24 protein-coding genes and 1 tRNA gene are annotated in these 26,223 nt (G+C 71.7%); 11 read left to right on the forward strand and 14 right to left on the reverse strand.

The window, feature by feature from the left end:
- Both ACWCO3_RS09575 and ACWCO3_RS09580 read right to left on the reverse strand, forming a co-directional pair.
- A partial coding sequence (locus tag ACWCO3_RS09575) for an ATP-binding cassette domain-containing protein (protein ID WP_450009383.1) occupies window positions 1-616 on the reverse strand: 616 nt, incomplete at its 3' end.
- A 121-nt stretch (window positions 617-737) separates the two neighbouring features.
- The gene (locus ACWCO3_RS09580) at window positions 738-1,523 is read right to left on the reverse strand and encodes a DeoR/GlpR family DNA-binding transcription regulator (protein WP_088987368.1); all 786 of its coding nucleotides are present in this window, start codon (window positions 1,521-1,523) and stop codon (window positions 738-740) included.
- Window positions 1,524-1,723: 200 nt separating this feature from the next.
- Here ACWCO3_RS09580 and ACWCO3_RS09585 point away from each other — a divergent pair, with 200 nt between their 5' ends.
- From ACWCO3_RS09585 to nagA, 3 genes are read left to right on the forward strand one after another with little or no spacing between them, the layout of a single operon-like run.
- The gene (locus ACWCO3_RS09585) at window positions 1,724-2,653 is read left to right on the forward strand and encodes an SIS domain-containing protein (RefSeq protein WP_145778674.1); all 930 of its coding nucleotides are present in this window, start codon (window positions 1,724-1,726) and stop codon (window positions 2,651-2,653) included.
- A complete protein-coding gene (locus ACWCO3_RS09590; RefSeq protein WP_280116473.1) occupies window positions 2,650-3,621 on the forward strand; it encodes an ROK family protein in 972 nt (323 codons plus the stop codon). Before ACWCO3_RS09585 ends, ACWCO3_RS09590 begins: the two co-directional genes overlap by 4 nt.
- On the forward strand, window positions 3,618-4,727 hold the full coding sequence (nagA, locus tag ACWCO3_RS09595) for an N-acetylglucosamine-6-phosphate deacetylase (RefSeq protein WP_145778673.1): 1,110 nt from the start codon (window positions 3,618-3,620) through the stop codon (window positions 4,725-4,727). Before ACWCO3_RS09590 ends, nagA begins: the two co-directional genes overlap by 4 nt.
- A gap of 181 nt (window positions 4,728-4,908) precedes the next feature.
- On the opposite strand, the gene ACWCO3_RS09600 is transcribed toward nagA, so the two are convergent.
- Entirely contained in the window at window positions 4,909-6,120 is a 1,212-nt protein-coding gene (locus ACWCO3_RS09600; protein WP_357834555.1) for a DUF4032 domain-containing protein, read from the reverse strand.
- Window positions 6,121-6,222: 102 nt separating this feature from the next.
- Here ACWCO3_RS09600 and ACWCO3_RS09605 point away from each other — a divergent pair, with 102 nt between their 5' ends.
- Together ACWCO3_RS09605 and ACWCO3_RS09610 are read left to right on the forward strand one after the other, a co-directional pair.
- Window positions 6,223-6,969, forward strand: coding sequence for a phosphatase PAP2 family protein (locus tag ACWCO3_RS09605; protein WP_450009387.1), 747 nt, complete (start codon window positions 6,223-6,225; stop codon window positions 6,967-6,969).
- An 11-nt stretch (window positions 6,970-6,980) separates the two neighbouring features.
- Window positions 6,981-8,246, forward strand: coding sequence for an APC family permease (locus ACWCO3_RS09610; protein ID WP_358163413.1), 1,266 nt, complete (start codon window positions 6,981-6,983; stop codon window positions 8,244-8,246).
- Here the strand turns inward: ACWCO3_RS09610 and ACWCO3_RS09615 are convergent.
- The 4 genes from ACWCO3_RS09615 to ACWCO3_RS09630 all read right to left on the reverse strand — a co-directional run bounded on the left by ACWCO3_RS09615 (window position 8,225) and on the right by ACWCO3_RS09630 (window position 15,122).
- Window positions 8,225-9,010: an ABC transporter permease gene (locus tag ACWCO3_RS09615; RefSeq protein ID WP_358163411.1), complete on the reverse strand. Its 786-nt coding sequence runs from the start codon at window positions 9,008-9,010 to the stop codon at window positions 8,225-8,227. The two genes, ACWCO3_RS09610 and ACWCO3_RS09615, sit on opposite strands and share 22 nt — an antisense overlap.
- A complete protein-coding gene (locus tag ACWCO3_RS09620) occupies window positions 9,007-9,996 on the reverse strand; it encodes an ATP-binding cassette domain-containing protein (protein ID WP_145778668.1) in 990 nt (329 codons plus the stop codon). Before ACWCO3_RS09620 ends, ACWCO3_RS09615 begins: the two co-directional genes overlap by 4 nt.
- A gap of 30 nt (window positions 9,997-10,026) precedes the next feature.
- Window positions 10,027-12,876: a BTAD domain-containing putative transcriptional regulator gene (locus ACWCO3_RS09625; RefSeq protein WP_145778667.1), complete on the reverse strand. Its 2,850-nt coding sequence runs from the start codon at window positions 12,874-12,876 to the stop codon at window positions 10,027-10,029.
- A 146-nt stretch (window positions 12,877-13,022) separates the two neighbouring features.
- On the reverse strand, window positions 13,023-15,122 hold the full coding sequence (locus ACWCO3_RS09630; protein ID WP_244311538.1) for a potassium channel family protein: 2,100 nt from the start codon (window positions 15,120-15,122) through the stop codon (window positions 13,023-13,025).
- Window positions 15,123-15,216: 94 nt separating this feature from the next.
- On the opposite strand from ACWCO3_RS09630, the gene ACWCO3_RS09635 reads away from it, so the two are divergent.
- The 4 genes from ACWCO3_RS09635 to ACWCO3_RS09650 all read left to right on the forward strand — a co-directional run bounded on the left by ACWCO3_RS09635 (window position 15,217) and on the right by ACWCO3_RS09650 (window position 19,206).
- Entirely contained in the window at window positions 15,217-15,699 is a 483-nt protein-coding gene (locus ACWCO3_RS09635; RefSeq protein WP_450009390.1) for an MSMEG_6728 family protein, read from the forward strand.
- Window positions 15,700-15,725: 26 nt separating this feature from the next.
- Window positions 15,726-17,279 (forward strand): FAD-dependent oxidoreductase, encoded by a 1,554-nt coding sequence (locus ACWCO3_RS09640; RefSeq protein WP_450009392.1) that lies wholly within the window; start codon window positions 15,726-15,728, stop codon window positions 17,277-17,279.
- A gap of 66 nt (window positions 17,280-17,345) precedes the next feature.
- Window positions 17,346-18,551: a hypothetical protein gene (locus ACWCO3_RS09645; RefSeq protein WP_450009394.1), complete on the forward strand. Its 1,206-nt coding sequence runs from the start codon at window positions 17,346-17,348 to the stop codon at window positions 18,549-18,551.
- Window positions 18,552-18,762: 211 nt separating this feature from the next.
- On the forward strand, window positions 18,763-19,206 hold the full coding sequence (locus ACWCO3_RS09650) for an HNH endonuclease (RefSeq protein ID WP_088987353.1): 444 nt from the start codon (window positions 18,763-18,765) through the stop codon (window positions 19,204-19,206).
- A gap of 69 nt (window positions 19,207-19,275) precedes the next feature.
- Here ACWCO3_RS09650 and ACWCO3_RS09655 read toward each other — a convergent pair whose 3' ends face one another.
- Both ACWCO3_RS09655 and ACWCO3_RS09660 read right to left on the reverse strand, forming a co-directional pair.
- Entirely contained in the window at window positions 19,276-20,892 is a 1,617-nt protein-coding gene (locus ACWCO3_RS09655) for a serine/threonine-protein kinase (RefSeq protein ID WP_450009396.1), read from the reverse strand.
- 86 nt (window positions 20,893-20,978) lie between these two features.
- Window positions 20,979-21,752: an enoyl-CoA hydratase/isomerase family protein gene (locus ACWCO3_RS09660; protein ID WP_450009398.1), complete on the reverse strand. Its 774-nt coding sequence runs from the start codon at window positions 21,750-21,752 to the stop codon at window positions 20,979-20,981.
- A 276-nt stretch (window positions 21,753-22,028) separates the two neighbouring features.
- On the opposite strand from ACWCO3_RS09660, the gene ACWCO3_RS09665 reads away from it, so the two are divergent.
- Window positions 22,029-22,604 (forward strand): hypothetical protein, encoded by a 576-nt coding sequence (locus ACWCO3_RS09665; protein WP_450009400.1) that lies wholly within the window; start codon window positions 22,029-22,031, stop codon window positions 22,602-22,604.
- On the opposite strand, the gene ACWCO3_RS09670 is transcribed toward ACWCO3_RS09665, so the two are convergent.
- The 4 genes from ACWCO3_RS09670 to ACWCO3_RS09685 all read right to left on the reverse strand — a co-directional run bounded on the left by ACWCO3_RS09670 (window position 22,592) and on the right by ACWCO3_RS09685 (window position 24,293).
- Window positions 22,592-23,236 carry a histidine phosphatase family protein gene (locus ACWCO3_RS09670; RefSeq protein ID WP_450009402.1) on the reverse strand — a complete coding sequence of 215 codons (645 nt, stop codon included), beginning with the start codon at window positions 23,234-23,236 and terminating at the stop codon, window positions 22,592-22,594. The two genes, ACWCO3_RS09665 and ACWCO3_RS09670, sit on opposite strands and share 13 nt — an antisense overlap.
- Before the next feature lie 64 nt (window positions 23,237-23,300).
- Entirely contained in the window at window positions 23,301-23,720 is a 420-nt protein-coding gene (locus tag ACWCO3_RS09675) for a VOC family protein (protein WP_088991350.1), read from the reverse strand.
- Between the two features lie 35 nt (window positions 23,721-23,755).
- Window positions 23,756-24,157 carry an AraC family transcriptional regulator gene (locus tag ACWCO3_RS09680; RefSeq protein ID WP_358163399.1) on the reverse strand — a complete coding sequence of 134 codons (402 nt, stop codon included), beginning with the start codon at window positions 24,155-24,157 and terminating at the stop codon, window positions 23,756-23,758.
- Between the two features lie 59 nt (window positions 24,158-24,216).
- Window positions 24,217-24,293: transfer RNA gene (locus tag ACWCO3_RS09685), tRNA-Thr, on the reverse strand.
- Between the two features lie 351 nt (window positions 24,294-24,644).
- Here ACWCO3_RS09685 and ACWCO3_RS09690 point away from each other — a divergent pair.
- Window positions 24,645-25,736 carry an ABC transporter ATP-binding protein gene (locus ACWCO3_RS09690; RefSeq protein WP_145778659.1) on the forward strand — a complete coding sequence of 364 codons (1,092 nt, stop codon included), beginning with the start codon at window positions 24,645-24,647 and terminating at the stop codon, window positions 25,734-25,736.
- Window positions 25,737-25,985: 249 nt separating this feature from the next.
- Here the strand turns inward: ACWCO3_RS09690 and ACWCO3_RS09695 are convergent.
- Window positions 25,986-26,223 (reverse strand): hypothetical protein (locus ACWCO3_RS09695; protein WP_450009405.1); only part of this gene is annotated, 238 nt, incomplete at its 5' end.

Here is a 26,223-nt window from a genome sequence, read left to right on the forward strand (position 1 = left end):
CCGAGTCACAGATCAGCTGGATCTCACCGAGGATGTGGCTGGACAGCACCACTGTCATCCCCGATTCGGCGAGGTTGCGCATCAACGTGCGCATCTCCCGGATGCCGCCCGGGTCGAGGCCGTTGGCGGGCTCGTCGAGGATGAGCAGCTTCGGGTTCTTCAGGAGGGCCGAGGCGACGGCGAGCCGCTGCTTCATGCCCAGCGAGTACGTCTTGACTCGCTCCCCCGCCCGGTCGCGCAGCCCGACGAGTTCCAACACCTCGTCGACGCGGGTGGCCGGCACCTCGCCCGCCCCGGCCAGCAGGGACAGCGTGTCCCGCGCTGTGAAGTGCGGGAAGAACTGCGGGCTCTCCACGATCGCGCCGACCTGGCCAGCGACAGCGGGCAGCGCGTCGGGAACCTCGTGCCCGAGCAGCGCCATCCGGCCGCCGTCGGGTCGGATCAGGCCGAGCAGGGTACGCAGCGTGGTGGTCTTGCCGGACCCGTTGGGACCCAGGAAGCCGTGCACCTGCCCCGCGTCGACCCGCATGTCGAAGCCGTCGAGCGCGTTGCGGGTGCCGCGTCGACGACTCTTGTACGTCTTACGTAGACCTTCGATCTCCAGGACAGCTGGCAAGCTGCACCTCCCCCGATGGGTGGGCGTGACAGCCGACACCATACGCGGTATGCAGACGCACGCAATACGCGGTATGCATCGACGCGCCGAATGGGCTACTTCATCGACGGAACGTGACGGCTCAGGCGCAGACGACCTGGACGCCGGCGGCGCGGAACGCCTCCACCACCTCCGGTGCGGCACCGGAGTCGGTCACCAACGTCTCCACCCGCTCGACGGGGCAGATCCGGGCGAAGGCGTGGCCGCCCAACTTGGACGAATCGGCGATGATCACCACGCGCTTGGCCCGGGCCACCATCAGGTTGTTCATCGCCGCCTCGCCCTCGTGATGGGCGGCCGCGCCGAGCTGCGGGTCGATCGCGTCCACACCCAGCAACGCGACGTCCAGGGTGACCTCACGCAGCAGCGCCCCGCCCAGCGGGCCGACGAGTTCGAACGACTTCGGGCGCACCACCCCGCCGGCCACCACGACCTTCATCCGGGACCGCACCAGCAGCTCGTTGGCGATGTTCAGGGCGTTGGTGACCACTGTGAGCTGGGCGCCCTCGGCGCTGGTGTTCAGGTCCGGCCGGACGGCGAGGGCCCTCGCCACCTCGGTGCTGGTGGTGCCGCCGTTCAGGCCGACCACGGTGCCCGGCGTGACCAGCGCGGCGGCGGCCGCGCCGATCCGCTGCTTCTCCGCCGAGTGCTTCGCCGTCTTGTAGCGCAGCGGCAGGTCGTACGAGACGCCGTTGGCGACCGCGCCACCCCGGGTCCTCGTGATCATCTGCTGCTGGGCGAGCTGGTCGAAGTCACGCCGGATGGTGGCCTGGGAGACGTCCAACCGCTCGGCTGCCGCCTCGACGCTGACCCGGCCGTTGTCGGTCAGCATCTCGAGAAGGGCGTTCCATCTGGCGTACCGGTCCACCGCGGAGGCCCTCCCAGCAACTGCACGGACGGTGATTGATTGCGTGCACACTAGTGCGCGAAACTAGGTGGGCGCAAAAGACTGACCTGCGCGATCGGCTAGCCGGTTGCCACGACCACCCGCATTCGCGCAGAATAACGCGCGAAATGCGGGTCTAACGAGCCGTATTGCGCACCGGTCGCCCCTGCGAGGAGTTTGCCATGGCGTACGTGGACGCGGAGATCGCGAGCCAACCCGACTGCTGGCGGGAGGCGGCCGAGCTGGCCGGCGTCGTCCACGGCGACCTCCCGCGCCCCGGTGAACGAGTCGCGGTGGTCGGTTGCGGCACGTCGTGGTTCATGGCCATGGCGTACGCGGCCCGCCGCGAGCAGGCCGGCCAGGGTGAGACCGACGCGTTCCAGGCGTCCGAGTTCCCCACCGGCCGCCACTACGACCGGCTGATCGCCATCAGCCGCTCCGGCTGCACCACCGAGGTGCTCGAACTGCTCGCCGCACTGCGCGGGCGGACACCCACCACTGTCATCGTCGGCGACCCGGCGTCCCCGGCGGTCGACCTCGCCGCCGCCGCGGTGACCATGCCCTTCGCCGACGAGCGGTCGGTGGTGCAGACCCGCTTCGCGACCACCGCGCTGGCCCTGCTCCGCGCCCACCTCGGCGACCCGGTCACCGCCCTTGCCGCCGACGCCGAGGTGGCGGTGCGCTCCCCGCTGCCGATCGACCCGGCCACCATCGGGCAGGTCACGTTCCTCGGTCGGGGGTGGACGATCGGGTTGGCCCAGGAGGCCGCCCTGAAGTGCCGCGAAACGGCGATCTTCTGGGCCGAGGCGTACCCGGCGATGGACTACCGACACGGGCCCATCTCGGTCGCCGCACCCGGCCGGCTGGTCTGGGCGTTCGGCGAACTGCCCGACGGGCTACCCGAGGACGTGGCCGCGACCGGCGCGGCTTTCGTACACAGTCGCACCCACGGTTGGCGCACGGTGCTCGGTAGCTGGTCCGCTGGTCGTACCCCGGTCGACCCCATGGCCGACCTGATCCTGGCGCAACGCTTCGCAGTCGCGCTGGCCACCAGCCGGGGCCTCGACCCGGACGCGCCCCGGCACCTGTCCCGGGCCGTGGTGCTGGCGTGAGCCGCGGCGACGCCGCGCCTACCGACCCGGTGGTCGTCGCGCTGGACGTCGGCGGCACCGGCATGAAGTGCGCCCTGGTGCGGCCGGACGGCGTCGCGGTACGCACCGAGCGGCACCCCACCGACGCCGCGCGCGGCCCGGCGGCAGTGGTCGCCACCATCCTGGACGTCGCCGAAGGGCTCGCCGACAAGGCCCGCGCCGACGGCCTCACCCCGATCGCGGTCGGCATCGCCGTCCCCGGTGTGGTGGACGAGGCGCGCGGGGTCGCGGTCTGGTCGGCGAACGTGGGCTTCCGGGACGTACCCCTGCGGGACCTGGCGGTGCGGCGGCTCGGCCTGCCGACGGCGCTCGGTCACGACGTGCGTGTCGGTGGTCTCGCCGAGGCCCGGCTCGGTGCCGGTCGCGGCACCGGGCACGTGCTGTTCGTGGCGATCGGCACCGGCATCGCCGCAGCGCACGTCGTGAACGGCCACGCCGCAGTGGGCGCGCACGGCGCTGCCGGGGAGATCGGCCACATCCTGGTCCGGCCGGACGGGCCGCGCTGCGGCTGCGGCCGACCCGGCTGCCTGGAGGCGGTCGCCTCGGCAGCGGCGGTCGGACGCCGGTACGCCGAACTGGCCGGCGAGGCCGCCGACGCTCCGGTGTCAGCCGCCGAGGTGGCCGAACGGGCCGCAACCGGCGAACCACTCGCCAGCCAGGTCTGGCAGGAGACGGTCGAGGCGCTCGCCGACGGCCTGGCCAGCGGGCAGGCGCTGTTCGACGTGGCGACGATCGTGCTCGGCGGCGGCCTCGCCCAGGCCGGTGATCTGCTGCTGACCCCGCTGCGGGCGGCGCTGCACGAGCGGATGACCTTCCACCGGGAGCCGCAACTGGTCGCGGCAGCCCTCGGCGACGAGGCCGGTTGCCTCGGTGCTGCCCTGCTCGCAATGGACGCCGTGCGCGGCCACGACCACCAGGAGAAACGATGACGGTACGGGTGAACGGCCGCGTGGTGACCCCGACCGGTGTCATCCGACAGGGCTGCGTCGAGTGGGACGGGGATCGGATCACCGCGGTCGCCGAGTACCCGACGGTCCGTGACGGGCACTGGATCGTGCCGGGCTTCGTCGACATGCACACGCATGGCGGCGGCGGGCACACCTTCACCACCGGGGACACCGACGAGGCCCGGGCGGCTGCCGACTTCCACCTCGCGCACGGCACGACCACAGTGCTGGCGAGCCTGGTCAGCGCACCCTTCGAGTTGATGCGCTCGGCCACCGAGGCGTTCACCCCGCTGGTTGAGGAGGGCGTGCTGGCGGGTGTCCACTTCGAAGGGCCGTACCTCTCCGCGTCGCGTTGCGGCGCCCAGAACCCGGAGTACCTCCGCGACCCGTCGACCGACGAGCTGACCGAATTGATCAAGCTGGGCCGGGGCGCGGTCCGGATGGTCACCCTCGCCCCGGAACGCGACGGCGCGTTGGAGGCGATCAGGCTGCTCGCCTCGCAGCGGGTGGTGGCGGCGGTCGGCCACACCGACGCCACATACGAGCAGACCCAGGCCGCCGTCGCCGCCGGTGCCAGCGTCGGCACCCACCTGTTCAACGGCATGCGACCGGTGCACCACCGCGAGCCGGGCCCGGTGGTGGCCCTGCTCGACGCGCCCACCGTGATCTGTGAGCTAATCGCCGACGGGGTGCACCTGCACGACGGCATGCTGACCTACGTCGCCGCGACCGCCGGTCCGGACCGGGCCGCGCTGATCACCGACGCGATGGCCGCCGCCGGAATGGCCGACGGGGAGTACGAGCTGGGCGGTCAGGCCGTCACAGTGACCGACGGGGTGGCCCGGCTCGCCCGCGACGGCGCGATCGCCGGAAGCACCCTGACCATGGACGCCGCACTGCGGCACGCCGTGAGTGCCGGAATCCCGATCGCCGACGCGGCTCGGATGGTGGCCACCACCCCGGCCCGGGCCATCGGCCTGGGCGACCGGGTCGGCGCCCTCCAGGTCGGACTCCGCGCCGACCTGGTGGTGCTGGACGACGACCTGAACGTGGTGCGGGTGCTGCGCGGAGGCTCCTGGGTGGACTGACAGTTGCCGCCCCCGCTGAGAGCCAGGCCGCTACCGACCGCGCCTGGTGCGCCGCCTGTCGAGCTGCCCCACATCCGGGGCAGCTCGACAGGGCACCTGGAGAGCCTTTGGAGCTGAATCGTCTACGACATCAGCTCCAAAGGCAGCCACCAGATAGTCCGGTCGCCGAACCGGCGGGGTCTCAGCCGAGGCTGGGGACTTCCACGCCGAGGATGGCCTGCTCGTCGGGGCGGTGCACCAGCACGTCGGTCAGGTACGACTGGACCGCATGGCGCATTCCGACGTCCCGGCCAGCCTGCTCGGAGAGCAGCCACTTGTGCTCGATGATCTGCGCGAACAGCTCCTGCGGCTCCAACTTTCGACGCAGGTGCGCGGGAACCGCCCGGACGACCGGCTCGAAGACCTCGGTCAGCCAACGGTGCGCGGCCTGCTGCTCGTCGATCAGGTCGCTCTCCGCCCGGTAGGCGTCCAGGTCGTTGAGCAGCTTGCGCGCCTGGTTCTCCTCGGCGTCCAGACCGGTCAGCCGCAGCAGCCGCCGGGTGTGGTAGCCGGCGTCCACCACCTTCGGCCGGACCAGGAAACGTCCGTCCTCGCCACCCGACATGGCCACCTCGGCCACGTCGAAGCCCAGTTCGTTGAGGCGGCGGATCCGGCCCTCGATGTCGCGCCGGGCCTCCCGCTCGATCGCCTGCTCGTAGGTGATCTCGTGCCACAGCCGCTCGTAGCGCTGCACGACCTCCTCGCAGACCACCTCCGGGTCGATGGACTCGTGCAGCAGGCCGGCGGCCTGCAGGTCCAACGCCTCGCCGAAGATGTTCACCCGGGCGATCTCCAGGTCCTCGCCGCGCTGACCGTTGGAGAGCGAGTTGTGCAACGCGCCGGTCTCCGCGTCCACCAGGTAGGCGGCGAACGCACCCGCATCCCGGCGGAACAGCGTGTTCGACAGCGAACAGTCGCCCCAGAAAAAGCCGGTCAGGTGCATCCGCACGATCAGGGCGGCGAGCGCGTCGAGCAGCCGGCTCATCGTCTCCGGTCGCAGCGTGTGCGAGAAGAGCGCACGGTACGGCAACGAGAACTGGAGGTGCCGGGTGATCAGCACCGATTCGAGGGGCTCCCCGTCCTCGGTCTGCCGGTCGGCGACGACCGCCACCGCCTCGACCGAGGGGAAGTCGATCCGCTCCAGGGCCCGGAGCAGGTCGTACTCCCGCTCGGCGATCCGCTCGCGGGTCTCCTTGAACGCGTAGACGTAGTCACCGAGCCGGACGAACCGGACGATGTGTCGGGAGATGCCCTGCGGCAGGGCCACCAGATGTTGGGCAGGCCACTCCTCCAGCGGAGTCGACCAGGGCAGGTCGAGCAGCGCCGGGTCGACGAGGGCAGACGTGATCCGCACGGGCACAAGCATGACGCCTCGCCCCCCGCATCCGCCTCACTTCGTGGTTGGGCCCACAGCGCCGAACACCCCGGCCTCGCATCGGGCCGGTAGCGTGGTCGCGTGCTCAAACCCACGGCGGTACGACGTGACCTGCGGCTACGGCCCGTCCGCCCGGCCGGCTGGTGGTTCGACGCCCTCCTGCTGGTCGGATTCGGCGCGTTGACCCTGGCGCTCGCCCGAGGCGCCCTGCTCGGTCTGGACCTGGCGGTCCGGGAGTGGGCCTACGCCCATCACCCGGCGCCGATCTACTGGACGGCGCGGGTGTTCAACTTCCTCGGGCAGGGTGGCTGGCTGCTGATGCCGGTCTCGGCGGCGCTCGGCATCGCCGTGGCCTGGCGGGCGCGCACGGTCCGGCCTCTGCTGCTGCTGGCCGGGGCGTTCGTGCTTCTGTACCTGACGGTCGGACCACTGAAGGTCCTGACCGACCGGGCCGCGCCCAGCTCGGATCTGCCGCCGAGCCAGTCGGTTCGGATCTTCAATGACCTGCCGCCCACCGAGTACGACCTGTCCTATCCGTCCGGGCACGTCGCCAACGCGATCGTCTGGTACGGGGTGATAGCCGTCCTGCTGACCGCGTTGACGTCCGGGCGACTGCACCCGACCGTGCACCGGCTGATCCGATTCGCCCCACCGGCGATCCTTCTGGTCACCACCACCTACCTGAACTTCCACTGGCTCACCGACGGCGTGGCGGCACTACTGCTGGGACTCTTCCTGGACCGGCTGCTGCACCGGGTGCCCTGGGACGACCTGCCCCTCCCCGGTCGGTTACGCGAATGGGACCGGCCGTTCACGTCGTACCCCTAGGGTTTCGGTCCGTGGATCAACTGGCGCGGCGGCTCGGCGTACCCGATGCGGTTGTCATCGGTCTGGGCTCGATGCTCGGCGCGGGCGTCTTCGTGGTCTTCGGTCCGGCCGCGGCGGCGGCCGGCGGCGCCGGTCTGCTGCCCGCGCTGGTGCTCGCCGGTTTCATCGCCTTCTGTAACGCGACCAGCTCGGCGCGGCTGGCGGCCCGTTACCCGGAGTCCGGCGGCACCTACGTCTACGGGCGGGAACGTCTCGGGCCGTTCGCCGGGTTCGTGGCCGGTTGGGGGTTCGTGGTCGGCAAGACGGCGAGCTGCGCGGCGATGGCGTTGACCATCGGGGCGTACCTGTGGCCGGGGCAGGCCCGGCTGGTCGCGGTCGGCGCGGTGCTCGCGGTGACCGCCGTGAACCTGCGCGGCATCGCCAAGACGGCCACCGCCACGAAACTGCTGGTGGCGCTCGTGCTCGCGGTGCTGACAGTGGTCGCTGTGGTCGGCGTGGTGGGCGGTCCGGTGCGCCTGGACCGGTTGGGCGAGGCGGGCGGCTCCGCGCGGGGCGTGCTCACCGCGGCAGGGCTGCTGTTCTTCGCCTTCGCCGGGTACGCACGGATCGCCACCCTCGGCGAGGAGGTCCGCGACCCGCGGCGGACGATCCCCCGCGCGGTGCCGCTGGCCCTCGGGCTGGTGTTCGCGATCTACCTGGTGCTGGCGGTGGTCACGCTCGGCGTGCTCGGCGCCGACCGGCTGGCCGATTCCGCCGCGCCCCTGGTCGACGTGGTGACCGCCGCCGGGCTGCCCGGCCTGGCGTGGGTAGTCCGCGCCGGTGCCACCATCGCCGTCGTCGGGGTGCTGCTGTCCCTGGTCGCCGGGGTCGGCCGGACCACCCTCGCCATGGCCCGCCGCCGTGACCTGCCCGGCGTGCTGGCCGCCGTGCACCAGGTACGCCAGGTGCCCCACCGGGCCGAGTTGGCGGTGGCCGCCGTGGTGATCGTTGTGGTGCTGCTCGGCGACGTACGGCAGGCGATCGGCTTCTCCAGCTGCACGGTGCTGGTCTACTACGCGATCACCAACGCGGCAGCGCTCACGTTGGGCCGGGACCCGGACCGGCGGTCGCCGGTCCGGGTCGTCGCCGTTCTGGGGCTGGTCGGCTGTCTGCTGCTCGCTGTCAACCTGCCGCTCGGCAGCGTCCTCGCCGGGTTCGGCGTGCTCGCCGTCGGGGCCGCCTGGTACGCGCTACGGGCGGGCCACCGGTGGCCTGGTCAGCGGCTCAACCGCCGGTAGCGGCGCACCGCCAACGGGGCGAAGATCGCGATCAGGAGCGCCGGCCACAGCACCGCCAACAGCATGGCGTGCTCCGCCGGCCAGGAGTCGCCACCCAGGCCCGGGTTGCCGAACAGTTCGCGGATCGCCGCGACGGTGGCCGACAGCGGGTTCCACTCCGAGATCGTCCCGATGACCGACGGCATCAGCTCGGGCGACACGAAGACGTTGGAGATCGCGGTGAGCGGAAACGCGGCCGGGAAGACGATCACGCCGACGGTGTCCGGGTTACGGACCAGCAGCGCCAGGTAGATCCCGATCCAGGTGATCGCGACGCGGAGCAGCAGGAGCAGCCCGACGGCGAGCAACGCCTTGCCCACACCCTGCCGCCACTGCCACCCGACGAGCAGACCACAGACCAGCAGGGTGGACATCTCCAGCAGCGCGCGGAGCAGGTCGGCCGCACTGCGACCGGTCATCAGGGCGGACCGGGCCATCGGCATCGACCGGAACCGGTCGACCACGCCCCGGCTGAGGTCCAACGCCACGCCGGTCGCGGTGGCGCCCAGGCCGTACAGCATCGTCATCACGAACACGCCGGGCAGCAGGAACTCGCGATAGTTGCCACCGCCGGCCACCTGCATGCCGCTGCCGAACACGTACCCGAAGACCAGCACGAACATGATCGGCAGCGAGAAGTAGAGGATCAGCTCCTCCGGCGAGCGGATCACGTGGATCATGTTCCGCCTGGTCATCGTCCAACCGTCGGCCACCGCTGCCGTCATGCCAGGTCCGCCTTTCGTCCTACCCCGACGGGCTCGCGAGCCTCGTCGGGCCGGTGCCCGGTCAGGTACAGGAACGCCTCGTCCAGCGTCGCGCGCCGCAGACCGATGTCCTCGACAGCGATCCCGGCGTCGTCCAACGCCCGCACCACGTCGACCAGCCCGGCGACCCGGTCGGCCACCGGAACGCTGAGTCGCCGGACCTCCGGATCGACCTCGGGTTCAGCGCCGCAGATCGGCCCGACGATGCGGGCGGCCCGGGTCAGGGCGGCGACGTCGCGTACCACCACCTCGACGCGGTCACCGCCGGTCATCGCCTTCAGCTCGTCCGGTGAGCCCTCGGCCACCACCCGCCCGGCGTCGATCACCGAGATGCGGTGGGCGAGCTGATCGGCCTCCTCCAGGTACTGCGTGGTGAGCAGCACAGTGGTCCCGTCCGCGACCAGCGCGCGAACCAGGTCCCACACCTGGTTGCGGCTGCGCGGGTCCAGGCCGGTAGTGGGTTCGTCGAGGAAGAGCACACGCGGGGTACGGATCAGACTGGCAGCGAGGTCCAGCCGTCGGCGCATCCCGCCCGAGTACTCACCGGCGGAGCGACTCGCCGCGTCCTCCAGCCCGAACCGTTCCAGCAGCTCGTCGGCGCGTTGACGGGCCGCCCGGCGGCCGAGCCGGAACAGCCGGCCGAACAGCTCCAGGTTCTGCCGGCCGCTGAGGGTCTCGTCGACCGCCGCGTACTGTCCGGTCAGCCCGATCCGGGCACGCACCTCGTCCGGCTGGCGCAGCACGTCGTACCCGGCCACGCTGGCCCGGCCCGCGTCGAAACGCAGCAGCGTGGCAAGGATCCGTACCGCCGTCGTCTTACCCGCGCCGTTGGGGCCGAGCAGCCCGTACACCGTGCCGGTCGGGACGGCCAGGTCGAACGAGTCCAGCGCGCGGGTCGGGCCGTACCGCTTGCCCAGGCCCTCGGCGACCACTTCGAATGTCGTCATGCCCCCACGGTGCGGTGGTCTGCTGACGGGTCACGCACCGTCCGCTGACGGTGGCGCACCAGGCCCGACCTTCTCCGCCTCGGCGATCTGCTCGAGAACGAACACGACCTCCGTCCTCGTTGCCTCGCCGACGTACCAGCCGGTGAGTCCCCCGATCAACGCCGCTTCGCAGAACCGCCTCGCCTCGGCCAGGTCGCCGCTCAGTCGTGCCACCTGGGCGAGGCCGAGCCGGGCGGCGGAGACGAATTCCGGTGCGCCGCTACGCTGCGCGAGGAGCAGGGCGGCGGCGAAGTCGTCGCGCGCCGCGGCGAGGTCACCGGCGCGCAGCCTGATCTCGCCCCGGGTACGCAGCATGTCGGCCTGGTCGACCACCGATTCGAGTTCTTCGGCCAGCCTCATGGCCTGGTCCATGTGGGCGCCCGCCGCTTCCGGATCGTCGCGCCAGGCCGCGAGTTCGCCGAGCACCCCCAATGTGATCATGCATCCCCAGCGGTCCCCGGCCTGCCGGAACCCGTCGAGCGCAGTCTCCAGTTCCGTTCCGGCCTGGTCCCACCTACCACTCCACATCAGCGCCGAGCCGCTCCCCATCGCGCCCAACGCGTTGATCCACACGTCCGAGCCGACCAGCCGTCGCAGCTCCCGCATCAGCTCGTTGACGTGCTCGGACCCGCCCGACGGCGGGCCGGCCGAGATCCCCGACAGATACAGCAGAAAGGGTTGCCGGGGCGGTCGGTCGAGACTGCGGATGACGGAACGCTGCGTACCCAGCGAGTCCAGAGGCCCGGATCCGCCAAGCGAGGCGTTGTAGACGCAGAGCGCGTACTCCTCGCGCAGCTCCGGAGGCGCTTCGGCGCCGAGCAGACCGAGGACGTCGGCGGCCAGCCGGGCACCTTCGCCGCGCATGCCGCGCAGCCACCAGTAGAACGACAGGGCCGCGACCATGCCGGCCGCGTCGGCGGCGTCACCTGCTGCGGTGGCACGGCGCAGCGCGGCGTGGAGGTTGTCCCGTTCGGCGTCGAGCCGTCGCAGCCAGTGCAACTGCTCCGGGCGTCGAAGGTGGTCGCTGGCGTTCCGGGCGAACTCCAGGAAGTACGCGGTGTGCGCACGACGCTGGTCGTCGGCCTCGCCCGCGTCGGCGAGACGCTCGGCGCAGAACGCACGGACCGTCTCCAACATCCGGTAACGACCATCTGCCATCTCCACGAAGGACTTGTCGACGAGACCGGTCAGCGCCTCCACGAAGTCACCGCGGGGCAGGCCGCAGACCTGCCCCGCCGCTTCCAGCGTCGCGCCACCGGCGAAGACGGTGAGACGACGGGCCAGTCTGCGTTCCGCGTCGTCGAGCAGATCCCAGCTCCACTCGACCACCGCCCGGAGTGTGCGGTGTCGCGGCGACGCGGCCCGGCTGCCCATCGACAGCAGTCGGACCCGGTCGTCGAGGCGGACGGCCACCTCGGCGACGGGCAGCGCACGCAGCCGGGCGGCGGCCAACTCGATCGCCAACGGCAGGCCGTCGAGGGTGCGGCAGATCCGCAGCACCGTGTCGACGTTGGCCGGCGTGATGGTGAAGTCGGGTACGACGTCGGCGGCCCGCTGGGCGAAGAGTCGGACGGCGGCAGAGTCGTCGGCGTGCCGCGCGGACGCACCCGGTGGTGGCACTGTGAGCCCGGACAGCGGGCACAACGCCTCGCCGGCCAACCCGAGCGGTTCGCGGCTCGTGGCCAGGACACGCAATGCCGGGCACGCGCCCAGCAACCGGGCGGCCAGCCGGGCGGCGTCGGCGATGACGTGTTCGCAGTTGTCGAGCACGAGCAGCAGCCGACGCTCGGCGAGCGCCTCGACGAGCCGGTCGGTGGGGTGCCGACCCGGCTCGGCCGGGGCGCGCAGGCCCGCGTCGCGCAGGCCGAGCGCGGTCAACACCGCCTGCGGTACGTCGGAACCGTCGGCCAACCCGGCCAACTCGACGAAGCGGACCTCCCCGTCCTGGCGGCCGGCTGCCTCGATCGCCAACCGGGTCTTGCCCGCTCCTCCGGGACCGATGAGGGTGACCAGCCTCCGCTCGCCGAGCAGATCGCCGACGCGCTTGAGCTCCTCGTCTCTCCCGACGAACGTGGTGAGCTGGCTCGGCAACGCCCGTTGGGTCGCCCCGCGTTCCTCACCGCGAAGCACCGCGAGGTGGATCGCGGCCAGCTCCGCCGACGGGTCGGCACCGAGCTGCTCTGCGAGGGTGCTCCGGGCGTCCTCGAACTCGGCCAGCGCCTCCGCCGGCCGGCCCAGTGCGGCCAGGGCACGCATGAGCTGGCCCCGTGACCGCTCCCGCAGCGGATGCGCGACGACGAACTCCCGCAGCTCCGCGACCAGTGCGGCCGACGCACCCATCGCCAGGTCCGCGTCGACCCGGTCTTCGATCGCGGCCAGCCGTAGTTCGTCCAGCCGGGCCGCCTGGGCGGGCGCGCCCGGCACATCGGCCAGGGCCGGGCCACGCCACAGCTCCAGCGCCTCGCGCAACACGGTCGCCGCTCGGGGCCAGTCACCACCGGCGAGCGCGCGCCGCCCGGCCTCGGCACGTCGCTCGAACCGGTACGCGTCGACATCCTCGGGGTCCACGGCGAGGCGGTAGCCGGCCGGGTGGAACTCGATCGGGTTCTGCTCGGCGGGCAGAGTCTGGCGCAGCCGTGACACCTGGGACTGGAGCGCGTTGACCGCACCTCGGGGCGGGTGTTCGCCGTACAGGCCGTCGATCAGTCGGTCGGCGGAGACGACGCGTCCTGCGTCGAGCAGAAGGAGCGCCAGCAGCGCGCGCAGCCGAGGGCCGCCCACGGGAATCTCGCGCCCATCGGCCAGCAGCACCTGGGTCGGCCCCAGGATGCGGAAACGCATGCCATGGATTGTCGCTCAGCGCCGGTCTGTACCTACGGCCCGATCTGCCGACTGCACGGTTCGGCGAAATCGCGGTATCACAGCGCCGGGGATACCCCCACATCGGCGAAACGGAGTGGATCAACCCGCAAGCGCTGGGATGCGGTTCACGCGCCCCGGGGCGCCCTGGGGGGTTCGTGAATGCTTGCGCGGTGTGCTCGAGAGTCAGGTTCGTCCCGTAGGCGAGCGTCGTCAGCCAGCTGGCCCGACCACTCGTCAACGCCCGCACCCTGGGCCGGCGGCACGGCCCCGACGGTTGGCAAGCGGGACGGTGACACCGGGTGGGCCGCGCCCGGGGCGGAGGCCGCTACCTCCTGATCGCTCGGTCCGGCCGGCGAGGCGTGCTCGGCAGGGACGGGCAGCGACCCCGCGGATCGGGCGGCGCCGGGTGACGCCGGCACGGGCCGGGGCACCGATCCGACGTGACCGGGCGGCGTCAGCGTCCTGCCCGGCACGGGTGGGGCGCACTGCCGGGTCAGCCAGTCCAACCCGCGCCGGCGGGCGACGACTGTCAACCGGTCGCCCGCGAAGATCACCTGTCGGGGGTCGAGGTCCTTCCACCAGATCGTCTTGCCACCGCCGGCCGGAGTCCGGGCGATCAGTCGGACCTGCCCGTCCCGGTTGACCACGTCCAGCGGTCGTCCGTCCAGCTCGGATCCCGCGGCGACCGGCACCTCGGCCACCGGCAGCGCGTGCCTGTCGACCGGGATTGTGGTGATCACCGCGCGTTCGGTGAGCGCACCGATGAAGGCCGGGGCGGCCAGGTAGGAGACCGACCGGGACACCCCGAGGGCGAAGGTCTCCTCCACCCGCTCGGCGAAGTCACCGTCGAAGAACCGCAGCACCACCCGCAGGTCGTTACGCAGGTCGCGGGCGGTGAGCGCCGCCTCCAGGTTGGCGACATCGTCGGTGGAGGCCACCACCAGCGCCTGGCATTCCGCCACCGACGCGGCGACGAGCGTCTCCGGCAGTGCGGCGTCGCCAACGATCAGCGGCACCTCCAGTTGACGGGCCAGGGCGGCGCCGCGCGGTTCCGGGTCCTTGTCGATCGCCACCACCTCGACGTCGTACTCGCGCAGTTGCGCCATGACCCGGGTGCCGACGTTGCCCAGACCGATCACCACGACGTGCCCGGCCCGCGCCGGCTGCAACCGGCCGGTGTGCAGAGCCAGCCGGGCGTTGACGATGCCGTCCACCACCACCGCGGTGATCAGCGGGATCAGCGCCAACCCGGCCAGGTTGAGCACCACCTGCATGATCTGCGCGTCCGGCGGCTTGCCGGTGTCCGGGTCGGCGCCGCTGAGCGTGGTGACGAGCGTCAGGTACAACGCTTCCAACGGAGAGACGTTCTCGGCGCGGGAGATCAGCGCCCCCAGCACCGCGATCAGCGCGAGCACCAGCATCACCGCGATGCCGATCTTGCGGGTGGCGAAACCACGGACGGCCCGCATCAGGACGGCGACCGGGCGACGCCGCCGGCGGGCCCGGACCAACCGACGGGCGGCGACCTCGGTGCCCGGTGGCTGCCCGGTCGCCTCGGCGAGCACCAGGTCCGCGCCGGCCTGCTCGGCCGGCAGCAACTCCACACCCTGCGCCTCGGTGAGGTGGGCCAACGCGCACACCACGTCCTGCGGTCGGACGTCGGCCCGCCGCGCCACCCGTAGCGTCTTGTCCCGATGTTGAAAGGAGCTGGGGTCGACCTCGTTGAGGGCGGCGGCCACGAAGGCCGGCGCGGCCATCTCGGCGTCGGAGAGCACCTCGACCGGCGCCTTCAGCAGTTTGCGCACGCCGTCGGCGAGGGTGCCGTTGAACATCCGCAGCACCTGGCGGACCCGCTGGTCGACGGCCTGCGCGCAGAGCGCGGCGTGCAGGTTGCCGACGTCGTCCTGGTTCAGCAGGGCCAACCCGGCCGCCCCGGCCAGACCGGCGGCTTCGAAGGTGTCCACGTCCAGCCGATCCGAGCGGACCACCCGGACTCCTCGTAGTGCCGCCACGTCCGGGCCGTTGCTGCGGTAGCGCTCCGGCACCACGACTGTCACCCGGGCCCCACCCACCGGCAGTTCGGATTCGAGCATCGCCCGCGCCACGTAGTAGGCGAGTGCGTCCTTGCCGCAGACCACGTAGTGCGGGCGCGGATCGCCGGCGGAGCGCAGCCGCCAGTTCCACTCGACCGCCCGTCGCGCCCGGTCCCGCCACGGCTCTGCCATGCCCGGATCGTAATCAGCGCTGCCCTGCTGGGCGACCCTGTCCGGATCATCCCCGGTCAGGAATGCCCGCTTCGGCGACGGGTAGAGCAGCGGCATGCAGACGTTCCTCCCGTACCCGGACTTCCTGGCCAGCGCCCGCACGCTGGACCAGAAGCGGCTGGGCAAGCAGCGGGTGGAGGCCATCCAGGTGCTACGCGGGCTCACCCGACCCGATTACGGCTGGCGCAACCATCCGGCCGTGAAGATGTGGGCCGGGTACGAGGAGGCGCTCACCCGCTACGGGCTGGACATGTGCGCGGTGTGGACCGAGCCGGGGCGGGCGGACACCTGCGCCACCACGATGACCGTCGACCTCGCCGCCGCCTGCGGGGCCGGTGTCGTACGCACCCAGGAGGAGCTCGAACAGGCCGGTGAGCTGCCCCCGTGGCTGGGGCGCGACGACCTGCACCTGAGCCACCGCTCGTCGTTGCTGCGGAAGGACCCGTCGCACTACCGCCCCCTGTTCGGCAACGACGTCCCGGAGGATCTGGAGTACGTCTGGCCCGCCTCCGACCGCGAGCGCCGCTGCCTTCCGTAGGGGAGACTGGCCGACGGAGGTGTGCCATGGCGTTGTCGCAAATGGTGGGTCGGCTCATCGGCGTACGGCAACACGTGGTGGACCCGGGCGGCGGTGGCGCGGACCGTGTGCCGCGACCCACCACGGCGGTGGTGGTCGGTGGCGGCATCGCCGGCATGTCGGCGGCGGTGGTGCTGGCCGAGCGGGGTGTGGCGGTGACCGTGCTGGAGGCCGCAGCGACGCTCGGCGGTCGACTGGGTGCCTGGCCGGAGGCGCTCCCCGACGGCAGTCAGCAGAACGAGCACGGTTTCCACGCGTTCTTCCGGCAGTACTACAACTGGCGCTCGATCCTCCGCCGGGTCGACGCTGATCTGGGCTTCCTCAAGCCCATTCCGGGCTACCCGATCCTCAGTGAGCAGTGGCCGACCGAGGAGTTCGGCAAGCTGCCACCGGCGCCGCCGGCGAACCTGCTCGCGCTGCTGCTGCGCAGCCCCAGCCTACGCCTGGCCGACCTACGACTGATGGATCGGGACGCCGCGTTGCCGCTGCTCACCTACGATCCGGTGCGCACCTACGCCGAGTTGGACGACACCACCGCCGATGAGTTGCTGGCCTCGCTGCGGCTGCCGGACCGGGCCCGAGCGATGCTGTTCGAGGTCTTCTCGCACTCGTTCTTCAACCACGAGGCCGAGATGTCGGCCGCGGAGATGGTCGCCCAGTTCCACTTCTACCTGCTCGGCAACCCGGAAGGGCTGGCGTTCGACTGCCCCGACGAGGACTACGCCACGGCGATCTGGGAGCCGCTGACCCGGCACGTCGAGAAGCACGGCGGGCGGGTGCTCACCAGCTCCGCCGCGACCGGTGTGCACCGGGACGCCGACGGCTGGCGGGTGACGACCACCGACGGTGGCAGCCACCCGGCCGGGCACGTGGTGCTGGCCGTCGACCCGCCGGCGCTCGCCGCGCTGGTCGCGGCGTCTCCCGATCTGGTCGAGCAGGCACCGGAGCTGGCGGCGCGGATGCCCGCGTTCGGCCGGCCTGGCCCGCCGTACGCGGTGGCGCGGTACTGGTGTGACGGGGACGTGGCCGCCGAGCGGGCGGTGTTCAGCGGGGTGTCCCGGCAGCCGACTCTGGATTCGGTGACGCTCTACCACCGGCTGGAGGACGAGCCGAGGCGCTGGGCGCGGCAGACCGGCGGGTCGGTCATCGAGTTGCACGCTTACGCCTGCGAGCCCGGCGTTCAGGCCGACGAGCTGGCCGAGCGGATGCGCCGCGAGCTGGTCGCGCTCTGGCCGGAGGTCGGCGACCTGCGGGTCCGCGAGTTGCGGGCGCGGGTCGAGGCGCAGGCGCCGGCGTTCACGCCGGGCAGCCACGCCTGGCGTCCGGGGGTACGCACCGACGCGGCCGGCGTCTACCTGGCCGGCGACGGTATCGCCACGGACTTCCCGAGCGCGTTGATGGAACGCTCCGCGGCGACCGGGATCATCGCCGCGAACCACATCCTGCGGGCCGAGGGCGCGTCGGCCGAGCCGGTCCGTTCGATCCGACCGCGAGGGCTGCTGGCCGGACGAGGCAAGCCGAATCGACAAAACCCGACATAAGACACATAAGCTGCCGTACGCTCGAATGATCAACCGTCGATCGGCCGGACGGGAGGGCAGCGGCAGATGTCACCACTGCACCGCGCCGGCGGGGAGAGCAGCCCACCGGTCGACGAGATCGGCCGCGACGACGCGTACCCCCTGATCCGCGACGAACGCTCCTGCATCGTCACCGCGTTACGACTGGGCTGGTGGATGGCCGACGCCTACCACCACGGTCAGCACGCGGATCTGGGAGCAGCTTCCGCCGAGGCGCGTCCGGCCGTGCCACCAGCCAAACTCTCCAACCTCACCGAGATGTCCCCGCACCGACGGATGCGGATGTACCTCGACGGCGTGGACGTCGCCCTGGCCCAGATCGCCGAACTCACCAGACACAACGGGCCGGTGCCCGACACGGCCGCCGCCCGGGCCCTCCTGCCCGACCTGGACCGGCCCGACAACGCCGACCCGGTGCCAATGCTGCTCGCCCTCGACGACCTCAACGTGGACGTGCTCCGCTGGGCGATGGCCACCAACCACCGGGTCGGCCTGGCCTACCGGCTGGGCCGGTCGGTGGCCGACACCGTCCGGGCCGGCGACGCCACCCAGTTGCTGAGGCAGTTCGGCGGTCGGCAGATCCAGATCAGCAGGTGGTTGGACGAGTTGGCCACCGTCCTGCCGCCGTACTCGGCAGCCGTGGTGCGTCGGTCCCTGGCCGCCTGGTCGAGCGCCGTCGACAGGGCAGGCCACGGCGACCCGGCCGTGCCGACGCCCGTCGAGCTGAGCCGGGCGCTACGCGGTCAGGGTGACCTCTGGCGCGACGTGCTCACCGGCGGCCTGCACCCGCGCGACCTGCTCGACGAGGAGGACTACGCGGTGATCGCCAGGAACCTGATGATCCGGGACCGGCGACTGGTGGCGCAGGCGGCACGGGGCATCTTCTGGCCGGTGCTCGTACCCGTGCTGGTGGTGCTCTTCGCGGTGGTGGGCGTGAGTGCCGCCGCAGCCGCCGGCTCACCCGCCACCCGGGCCACCGTCGCCCTGGTGGGCCTCGGCGCCGGACTGGCCGCGATCTGGCGGTCGGTGTCCGGGCCGGCGCTGGCGGTCGCGGGCGAGGTCAACCGCCCGCTGCTGGACAGCGAACTCACCGCGCGGATGGCCGTCCGGTTGAACCGACCACTGACCACCGCGCAGGCCCCGCCGCGAGCGACGTCCCGCCGCCAGCGGCGTCCCGAGAACGCGGGCCGATCGAAATACGTTGCCGGTGTCTCCCCCGCCGACCTACCGTGATCGCGCAAGGTCAACCACCACCGCAGGAGCAGCTATGACGATGTCGCACGTCACCACCGTGCCGTCGTTGCTGCCCAGCGACGGTTGCCGAGCGGAACGTCCAAGGGCGGGCCGGCCCGACTGACGCGTACCCGTACGCGTCGAGCCGCCCGTCCGACAGCCGGACCGGGCGGCTCTTCGCTGTCCGGTCACCGTGTGGAAAGGAGTCCCGGTGGACGCCGTCCTCGTCGTCAACGCCGACCTCGGCCCGCTGCACCGGGTCACCGTCCAACACGCCGTCCGGATGCTCTGCCGTCGGGTGGCCGAGATCCACGAGGCCGAGCCGGACCAGGTGATCGGGGTCTTCCCGATGCCCCGGGTGGTACGGCTCGTCCGCTACGTGGTCACCAGGTGGCGTTTCAGCTCCGGACCGGCCTGGTCCCGCTCCGGTGTGCTGCGCCGCGACGACAGGTGCTGCGCGTACTGCGGCGGAGCGGCGTCCACCATCGACCACATCCTGCCCCGCTCTCGCGGCGGCCGGAACACCTGGCGGAACACCACCGCCGCCTGCTACGCCTGCAACCAGCGCAAGGGCGACCGGACGCCGGCGGAGGCAGGCATGCCACTGCGCCGGGAACCGGTGAACCCGGGCTGGGGGGCGCTGGCCGGGCGGTGACGGACCGGCCGGCGGGAACGGGGGGTCGTGTCCGGGTACGTCCCGGGCACGGCACCCGCCGGCCCCCGATCAGACGGTGCGCTCCTTGACCTTAAAGTTCGGGTGACCGTTGGGGCAGTTCAACCGAATCTCACTGCGATGTTCCAAAGAGGCCAGGTCGACCTGGATCTGCTTCGCCGGGCCCGGGTCGTACGCCTCGGCCCGGAAGCCGGGGGCGGGCGTCACCGCGAGCACCTCGACCGACTTCCCGACGCACCGAAAGGTGACAGTCCCGCCGCGCGCGTCCACCGACGTGCCCACGCCAGGGGTAGGCGTCGGCGCGGCAGCGGTCGGGCTCACGGTCGGGCTCGGCGCTGGACTGCTGGCGGACGGGCTCGGGCCAGTCGGAGGGCCCGACCGGGTAGCAGGCGCGCCGGTGCGAGCGGGCGGGACGACGGCCGGTCCCGTGTCGTCCACGACGAGTGGCTCCTCGCTGCTCGGCATCCCCACAGTGGTGGTGCCCGGGCCGCTACCCGTCGAGGGCCCCTTCGGCCCGTGCCGGCGGTTGTTCGAGTCGCCGAGCGACCCGGCCATCGCCACCGCGACCAGCACCGCACCGCTGACCGCCACCATGGCCCGTCGCCGCCGCCATGTTCCCCGCTGGGAAGCCGGGACGGCGCTCCCTGGTGCGGCCGGAGCGGCGCGCGACGCGCGGTCCTCTTCGGTGCCGGCGGCCCCCGCGCTGGCGGCCGTCCCCTCCGCGTCAACGCCCGGCTCGGTGGCCGTCCCTCCCGGGCCAGCGGCCGGCTCGGCGGCCATCCCTCCGGTGTCAGCGGCCGGCTTGGCGGCCTCGGGGGCCGGACTGGCAGCCGTCCCGCCGACCTCGGCGGCCGGGCTCGCAGCGGCGGCGTCGAGCAGGATGCAGGCCGCCTCGACGGCCGGCGGCCGGTCAGCGGGATCGCGGGCCAGGCACCAGCGGTAGAGCCGGTGGACCTCGGACGGCACACCGTCGATCGGGGGCAGCGGGGCCGGCTCGACGTGCGTGTGGGCGCGGAGCATTCCGCTCTGCGCCTCGGCTGGCCACGGCAGCCGACCGGTGAGCACCCGGTGCAGGAGCAGGCCGAGGGCGTACACGTCGCAGGCCGGCAGAACCTCGCCGGCCTCCAGCCGCTCCGGGGCCAGGTAGGCAGGCGTGCCCAGCAACCGCCCCTCGAAGTCGATTTCCGAGTCTCCGGCCGCCGCGGCGATGCCGAAGTCGAGCACCTTCGCGCCCTTGGGTGTGAGCATCACGTTGCCCGGCTTGATGTCGCGATGCACCAACCCCCGCGCATGCGCGTCGGCGAGCGCGGAGGCCACCTCGGCACACACCCGCAGACCAGCGCGGGGCGGCAACGGCCCGACCGCCAGCCGCTGTTCGAGGGTGTGACCGCCGAGCAACTCCATCACCACAAACGGAACCTGGACGCCGTCGACCGACGACTCGCCGTAGTCGTAGACGCTTGTGACGTGCGGATGCGACAGCCGGGCCGCCGCCCTGGCCTCGCCCTGGATCCGCTGCCGCGCGCCTGCGTCCGAGGCGACCAGCACCTTCACCGCGACATCCCGTTCGAGCACTTCGTCGTACGCCCGGTGCACCGCCGACATGCCACCACTGCCGAGGCGCTCCAGGAGCCGGTAGCGGCCCGCAAGCAACTGATCACGCTGCACGACCGACAGCCTGCCGTACCGACCCGACGTCGGGCCACCCGGGATTGAGATCCTGCGATGAGTGGGACGGAGCCTCGGCTACGCAGTCAGTCGCCGGTCGGTGGTTGCCAGGCGAAGCGGGGCGTACGACGCTCGGCGATCGCCGCGACACCCTCCCTGGCCTCGCCGGTGGTCACCACCTTCCGGTGCCACCAGGCCACCCGCGCCGGCCCGGCCCGATCGTCGATGATCTCCTTCGCGGCGGCGACGCTCACCGGCGACCGCTGGGCGATCGTCGCGGTCAACTCGTCCACCCGTCCGGCGAGCCGATCAGAAGGCAGCACCTCGTCGACCAGGCCGACCCGCAGGGCGCGTTCGGCGTCGATCAGCTCGGCGGTGAACAGCAGGTGTTTGGCGGCGGACGGGCCCACCAGCCGGGCCAGTCGGCGCGTGGTCGGTGCCGGATAGACCAGACCGAGCCGGGCCGGCGGTACGCCGAAACGGGCGTCTTCGGCGGCGATCCGCAGGTCACAGGCGACCGCGAGCTGGGCGCCACCGCCGACGCAGGCACCCCGGATGGCCGCCACTGTCGGCTTGGCGAAACGGGCCAGCCGTTCCTCGGCATCCACGGCGATGCTCGCGTCACCGGCGTCCAGCAGCTCGGCCAGATCGCCGAGGTCGGCACCCGCGCAGAAGGCGTCGCCGGAGCCGGTGAGCACCAACGCCCGTACGTCGGGGTCGGGCTCCAGCCGGTCGAGCAGTTCGGGGAGCTGACGCCACATGGCGGCCGTCATCGCGTTACGCCGAGCCGGATTGTGGATCACCACCGTCGCGACCGGTCCGGTCACCTCGACTGTCAACTCCGCGTCCGACACGCCCACCTCCCCATCCGCGCCACAGTGCGCAACGACGCCGACCGACCCGCGACGCACCCGACCCGCGACGCGACGCCGACCGACCCGCGTCGCCGCGCGCCGGGCCCGGCGACCATAACCGCGCCGGCCCATGACCGATCGACCAGGCCCGCCGCAGGCGTTGTGCTGGGCAATCTTGGACAGTTTCCGTTAGCGCGTAACGGAAACTGTCCAAGATTGCCATAACCGAGCGAGGCACGGGATCGATGACGCCGTCCGGAGGATGCCCTTGACGGGGAACCGATGCTGCGGGCCGCGCGTCCGACGAGGGTGAGAGCCACCTCGACAACCGGCGTCACCGTCGCGCTACTGGTCGCCCTGCTGACCGGATGCACCAGCACCGACCGGGCCGGCACCGCCGGAGATCCTCCTCCGGAGACCCCCGCCCCGACGGCCACCGTCCCGCCCACCGGCATCCCAACGCCCGGCGTCACCCCGACAGTCGCCCCGACTGTCGATGCCGCCGCCGCCCAGGTGACGCTACGAATCTTTGGTGGCTTCGCCGGGCGCGGTGACGCCATCACCGTCGAGCCGGACGGCCGGTGGACCATGGTGGACCGGGCCGGCAGTCGACGCAGCGGCAAACTCACTCCTGCCGACCTGGGTAGCCTGACCAGCCTGGCCACCGACCCCCGGCTGGCTGCCGAAGCGGGGCCGCCACCCACCTCGACCAGCTGCTCAGACGTGTTCCACTACCGGCTGATGGTCGGCGGCAACGAGAGCGGGTACGCCGACTGCCCGGCCGACGCCAGTCCGCCGCAGGCAACCCAGGCGGTGGTCAAGCTGCTGCTGCGAGCCACCGGCACCTACAGCAGGTAGTCCGGCGGCAGGCCGGTGGCCCGCAACTCCGGCGGAAGATGAGCCACGTCGTTGACGGCGAGCAGGTTCGGCGGGCCGGAGGGGCTGTACCGGATCACGGTCAACCCCGCGTTGTGCGAGTTCAAGCCCAGCCAGCGCCGCTCCGGAGCGTCGAGGGCGTGCCGCACCAGCCAGCCGATCAGGAAGGTGTGCGTCACGACCAGCTCGCGGACCGGCTCGTCACCGGCTGTCGCCTCGACGGCCGGCCCGGCGAACCGCCGCACGGCCGCCGCCGTCACCCGCGGCCCGTCGACCCGCTGGGCCGCCGTGAACTGGGCCAGAAATGTCGCGTACGCGGGCGGCAGGCCGGTCGGGTCCGTGTCGTGTGGAAGGTGGTCACCGGCCAGCTCCGTCTCGTACACCGGAACCTCGGGCAGCGACTTGGCGATCAGCTCGGCGGTCTGCGCGGCCCGGCGCAGCGGCCCGTGGTGGACGGCGGCGAACCGCCGGCCCCGCAGCCGTTCGCCGAGCAGGGTGGCCTGCTGCCGGCCCCTCTCCGACAGGCCGGAGTCGGGCTCCTCGGTCGCGGCACTGCTCAGACCGGTCAGGTCCTGTTCGGCGTGCCGGGCGAGGTACAGCAGTCGGGTCACCATGTCGAACACCCCAACACACCGGGAGGCGCGGTTGCGACCCCGCGCCCCCCGGTCCCGGGCACCCTTACGCCCGCGGGAACATCTGGCCGATGCGGATCTTGTTGCCGAACGGGTCCCGGATGCCGAAGTCGATCCCGTACGGGCGCTCGGTCGGCTCGTCGGTGATCTCGACGCCCTTCGCCACCAGGTCCTCGTGCGTCTTGTGGGCGTCGTCGGTGGTCATGAAGAGGTACCCGCCCAGGGCACCCTTCGTGAGCAGCTCGCGGACCTGCTCGGCGGTGGCCGGGTCCATCGCCGGTGGGCCCGGCTTCTCCAGCAGGATCTCCCGCTCCGGGTCGCCGGGCAGGTTGACAGTCAGCCACCGCATGAAGCCGAGATCCTGATCGGTGTTGACCTCCATGCCGAGCTTGTTCACGTAGAAATCGAGCGCCTCGTCCTGGTCGAGGACGTAGATCTGGGAGCGGCTGATCGCGTTCATCGTCATGCCCATGACGCTAGAGGTCGACCGTGACCTGCTGCTTATCCAAAACTGCTGGGTCGCGTCCAGGCTTTGGTGAAGCACGACGGGACGTTGGCGGCGGCGACGCGATGACGCCGGAAATCGGAGGGCGACTCGCCGACGATCTGGCGGAACGTCCGGCTGAACGTGCCCAGGCTGCCGAAGCCGACGGCGTAGCAGATGTCCGTCACATCCCGGTTGGTCTCCACCAGCAACGTCATGGCCCGCTCGACCCTGCGACGTTGCAGGTAGCGGTGCGGGGTCTCACCGAACGTGGCCCGGAAGGTACGGATGAAGTGCGCCTCGGAGACGTGCGCGATCCGGGCCAGGGCGGGGATGTCCAGAGGCTCGGCGTACGCCCGGTCCATCGCGTCCCGGGCGCGCAGCATCGCCCGGTTCGACTCCTCCACCGCCCGACTCATCGGCCTCGTCTCGCCCGGTCGACCGTTACGCCCCCCGATGCGGGATCGGAGGGTATAGATGGAGCCCCCGGCCGGGATCGAACCGGCGACATCTCGCTTACAAGGCGAGTGCTCTGGCCAGCTGAGCTACAGGGGCGCGTGTGTCGAGGTCAGCATAGCGAGTGACTTCCGGATATCCCGCTCGCGAGGCCTCCCGAGCACGGGAAACGTCAACAACCCGACGCCGGTACGCCTTCACGGCGCTCGGCGGTGTGTCGATTGATGTCCGACCGTGCCGGAGTGACCGGAATGCGTAGCCCGGCCACCGTCGTTCGATGCTCCCTCACCTTGGCAGCACGGGGAAACACGTTTACGGTTCATGACACGGACGACGACCCGGCGCCCTCGCGACCGAGCCGCCGTCCGTTGACCGGCGCGGACACGTGCCGGTCGCTCCTTCACTCGGATCGTCCGGCACGTTCCTGCCGGTGAAAGGAAGCGCTTCACCATGGCTACGGTCACCTATTCCAAGGCGTCCCGGGTCTACCCGGGCCAAGAGCGTCCCGCCGTCAACGAGCTGGACCTCGAGATCGGCGACGGCGAGTTCCTCGTCCTGGTCGGCCCCTCCGGTTGCGGTAAGTCCACGAGCCTGCGGATGCTCGCCGGCCTGGAGGACGTGGACGCCGGCTCGATCTACATCGACCAGCGTGACGTCACCCACCTCCCCCCGAAGGCCCGCGACATCGCGATGGTCTTCCAGAACTACGCGCTCTACCCGCACATGACGGTGTACGAGAACATGGCGTTCGCCCTCAAGCTGCGCAAGACCTCCAAGTCGGAGATCGACCGGCGGGTCAAGGAGGCGGCCGGGCTGCTCCAGTTGGAGGAGTACCTCAGCCGTAAGCCGAAGGCGCTCTCCGGTGGTCAGCGTCAGCGTGTCGCGATGGGCCGGGCGATCGTCCGCGAGCCGCAGGTCTTCCTCATGGACGAGCCGCTGTCGAACCTCGACGCCAAGCTGCGTGTGCAGACCCGTACCCAGATCGCGTCCCTGCAGGCCAAGCTGGGTGTCACCACGGTCTACGTCACCCACGACCAGGTCGAGGCCATGACCATGGGTCACCGGGTCGCGGTGCTGCTCGACGGTGTCCTGCAGCAGGTGGACACCCCGCGGGCGCTCTACGACACCCCGGCCAACGTGTTCGTCGCCGGCTTCATGGGCTCGCCCGCCATGAACATCAAGACCGTTCCGCTGAACGAGAAGGGCGCCGAGTTCGCCGAGATGTACATCCCGCTGACCCGGGAGCAGGTCGAGGCGGCCCGCGCCGAGGGTGGCGACGGCAAGGTCACCGTGGGCTTCCGCCCGGAGGACTGCGAGCTGGTCAGCCCGACCGAGGGCGGCATGCCGGTCGTGGTCGAGCTGGTCGAGGACCTCGGCTCGGACGCCAACGTCTACGGTCACGCCGCGCTCGGTGGCAACTCGGAGCGCTTCGTCGTCCGCACCGACCGGCGCAACATGCCGAACATGGGTGACACCGTGTTCGTCAAGCCGACCGCCGGTCGCAGCCACGTCTTCCACGCCACCACCGGCACCCGGATCTGACGTAACGCCGTACCGACAGGGGGCGGTCCGCTTCGGCGGGCCGCCCCCTTCGTCGTACCGGCGAGGGGGTGTCAACCCCTGGAGCCAGCACGGAGATGGCTCTGTGGGGTGACCCAGTGCGGGCGGACATGGTCGTACCGTCACGGCATTCCGACGCCGAGGAGACGCCGTGCCCACGATCGCCACCGTCCACCCGACCATCCGTGGTCGGCAGTACCGGACCGCCCACCTGGCCGGCCGCAGCCTCGCCTACTGCGCGGCGTTGATCCCGGTCGCCGTGTTCACGCTGGTGACCGCCCCGCTGGGGCGCTCCGGTGCCGCTGTCGCACGGTGGCGGGCTCTGCGTACCTGGCTGCTTCGACTGCCGTCGTCGGCCGGGCCCGGCCCCCGGGCCGGGGTGGTGGGGGGGGTAGAGAGGAAGAACGTCGGTGATGGGAAGAGAGTTTTATAAAGGGGGTAGATATATGTGGTGGGCGAGAGAGTTGAA

This window comes from Micromonospora sp. NPDC002411 (genome assembly GCF_053592955.1).

Bases quoted from the DNA above. Each gene is read 5' to 3' on its own strand.
- ACWCO3_RS09585 (WP_145778674.1), top strand. From the start codon at position 1,724: ATGGCGTACGTGGACGCGGAGATCGCGAGCCAACCCGACTGCTGGCGG.
- nagA (WP_145778673.1), top strand. From the start codon at position 3,618: ATGACGGTACGGGTGAACGGCCGCGTGGTGACCCCGACCGGTGTCATC.
- ACWCO3_RS09615 (WP_358163411.1), bottom strand. From the start codon at position 9,010: ATGACGGCAGCGGTGGCCGACGGTTGGACGATGACCAGGCGGAACATG.
- ACWCO3_RS09620 (WP_145778668.1), bottom strand. From the start codon at position 9,996: ATGACGACATTCGAAGTGGTCGCCGAGGGCCTGGGCAAGCGGTACGGC.
- ACWCO3_RS09625 (WP_145778667.1), bottom strand. From the start codon at position 12,876: ATGCGTTTCCGCATCCTGGGGCCGACCCAGGTGCTGCTGGCCGATGGG.
- ACWCO3_RS09630 (WP_244311538.1), bottom strand. From the start codon at position 15,122: ATGGCAGAGCCGTGGCGGGACCGGGCGCGACGGGCGGTCGAGTGGAAC.
- ACWCO3_RS09635 (WP_450009390.1), top strand. From the start codon at position 15,217: ATGCAGACGTTCCTCCCGTACCCGGACTTCCTGGCCAGCGCCCGCACG.
- ACWCO3_RS09640 (WP_450009392.1), top strand. From the start codon at position 15,726: ATGGCGTTGTCGCAAATGGTGGGTCGGCTCATCGGCGTACGGCAACAC.
- ACWCO3_RS09645 (WP_450009394.1), top strand. From the start codon at position 17,346: ATGTCACCACTGCACCGCGCCGGCGGGGAGAGCAGCCCACCGGTCGAC.
- ACWCO3_RS09665 (WP_450009400.1), top strand. From the start codon at position 22,029: ATGCTGCGGGCCGCGCGTCCGACGAGGGTGAGAGCCACCTCGACAACC.
- ACWCO3_RS09670 (WP_450009402.1), bottom strand. From the start codon at position 23,236: ATGGTGACCCGACTGCTGTACCTCGCCCGGCACGCCGAACAGGACCTG.
- ACWCO3_RS09675 (WP_088991350.1), bottom strand. From the start codon at position 23,720: ATGACGATGAACGCGATCAGCCGCTCCCAGATCTACGTCCTCGACCAG.
- ACWCO3_RS09680 (WP_358163399.1), bottom strand. From the start codon at position 24,157: ATGAGTCGGGCGGTGGAGGAGTCGAACCGGGCGATGCTGCGCGCCCGG.
- ACWCO3_RS09690 (WP_145778659.1), top strand. From the start codon at position 24,645: ATGGCTACGGTCACCTATTCCAAGGCGTCCCGGGTCTACCCGGGCCAA.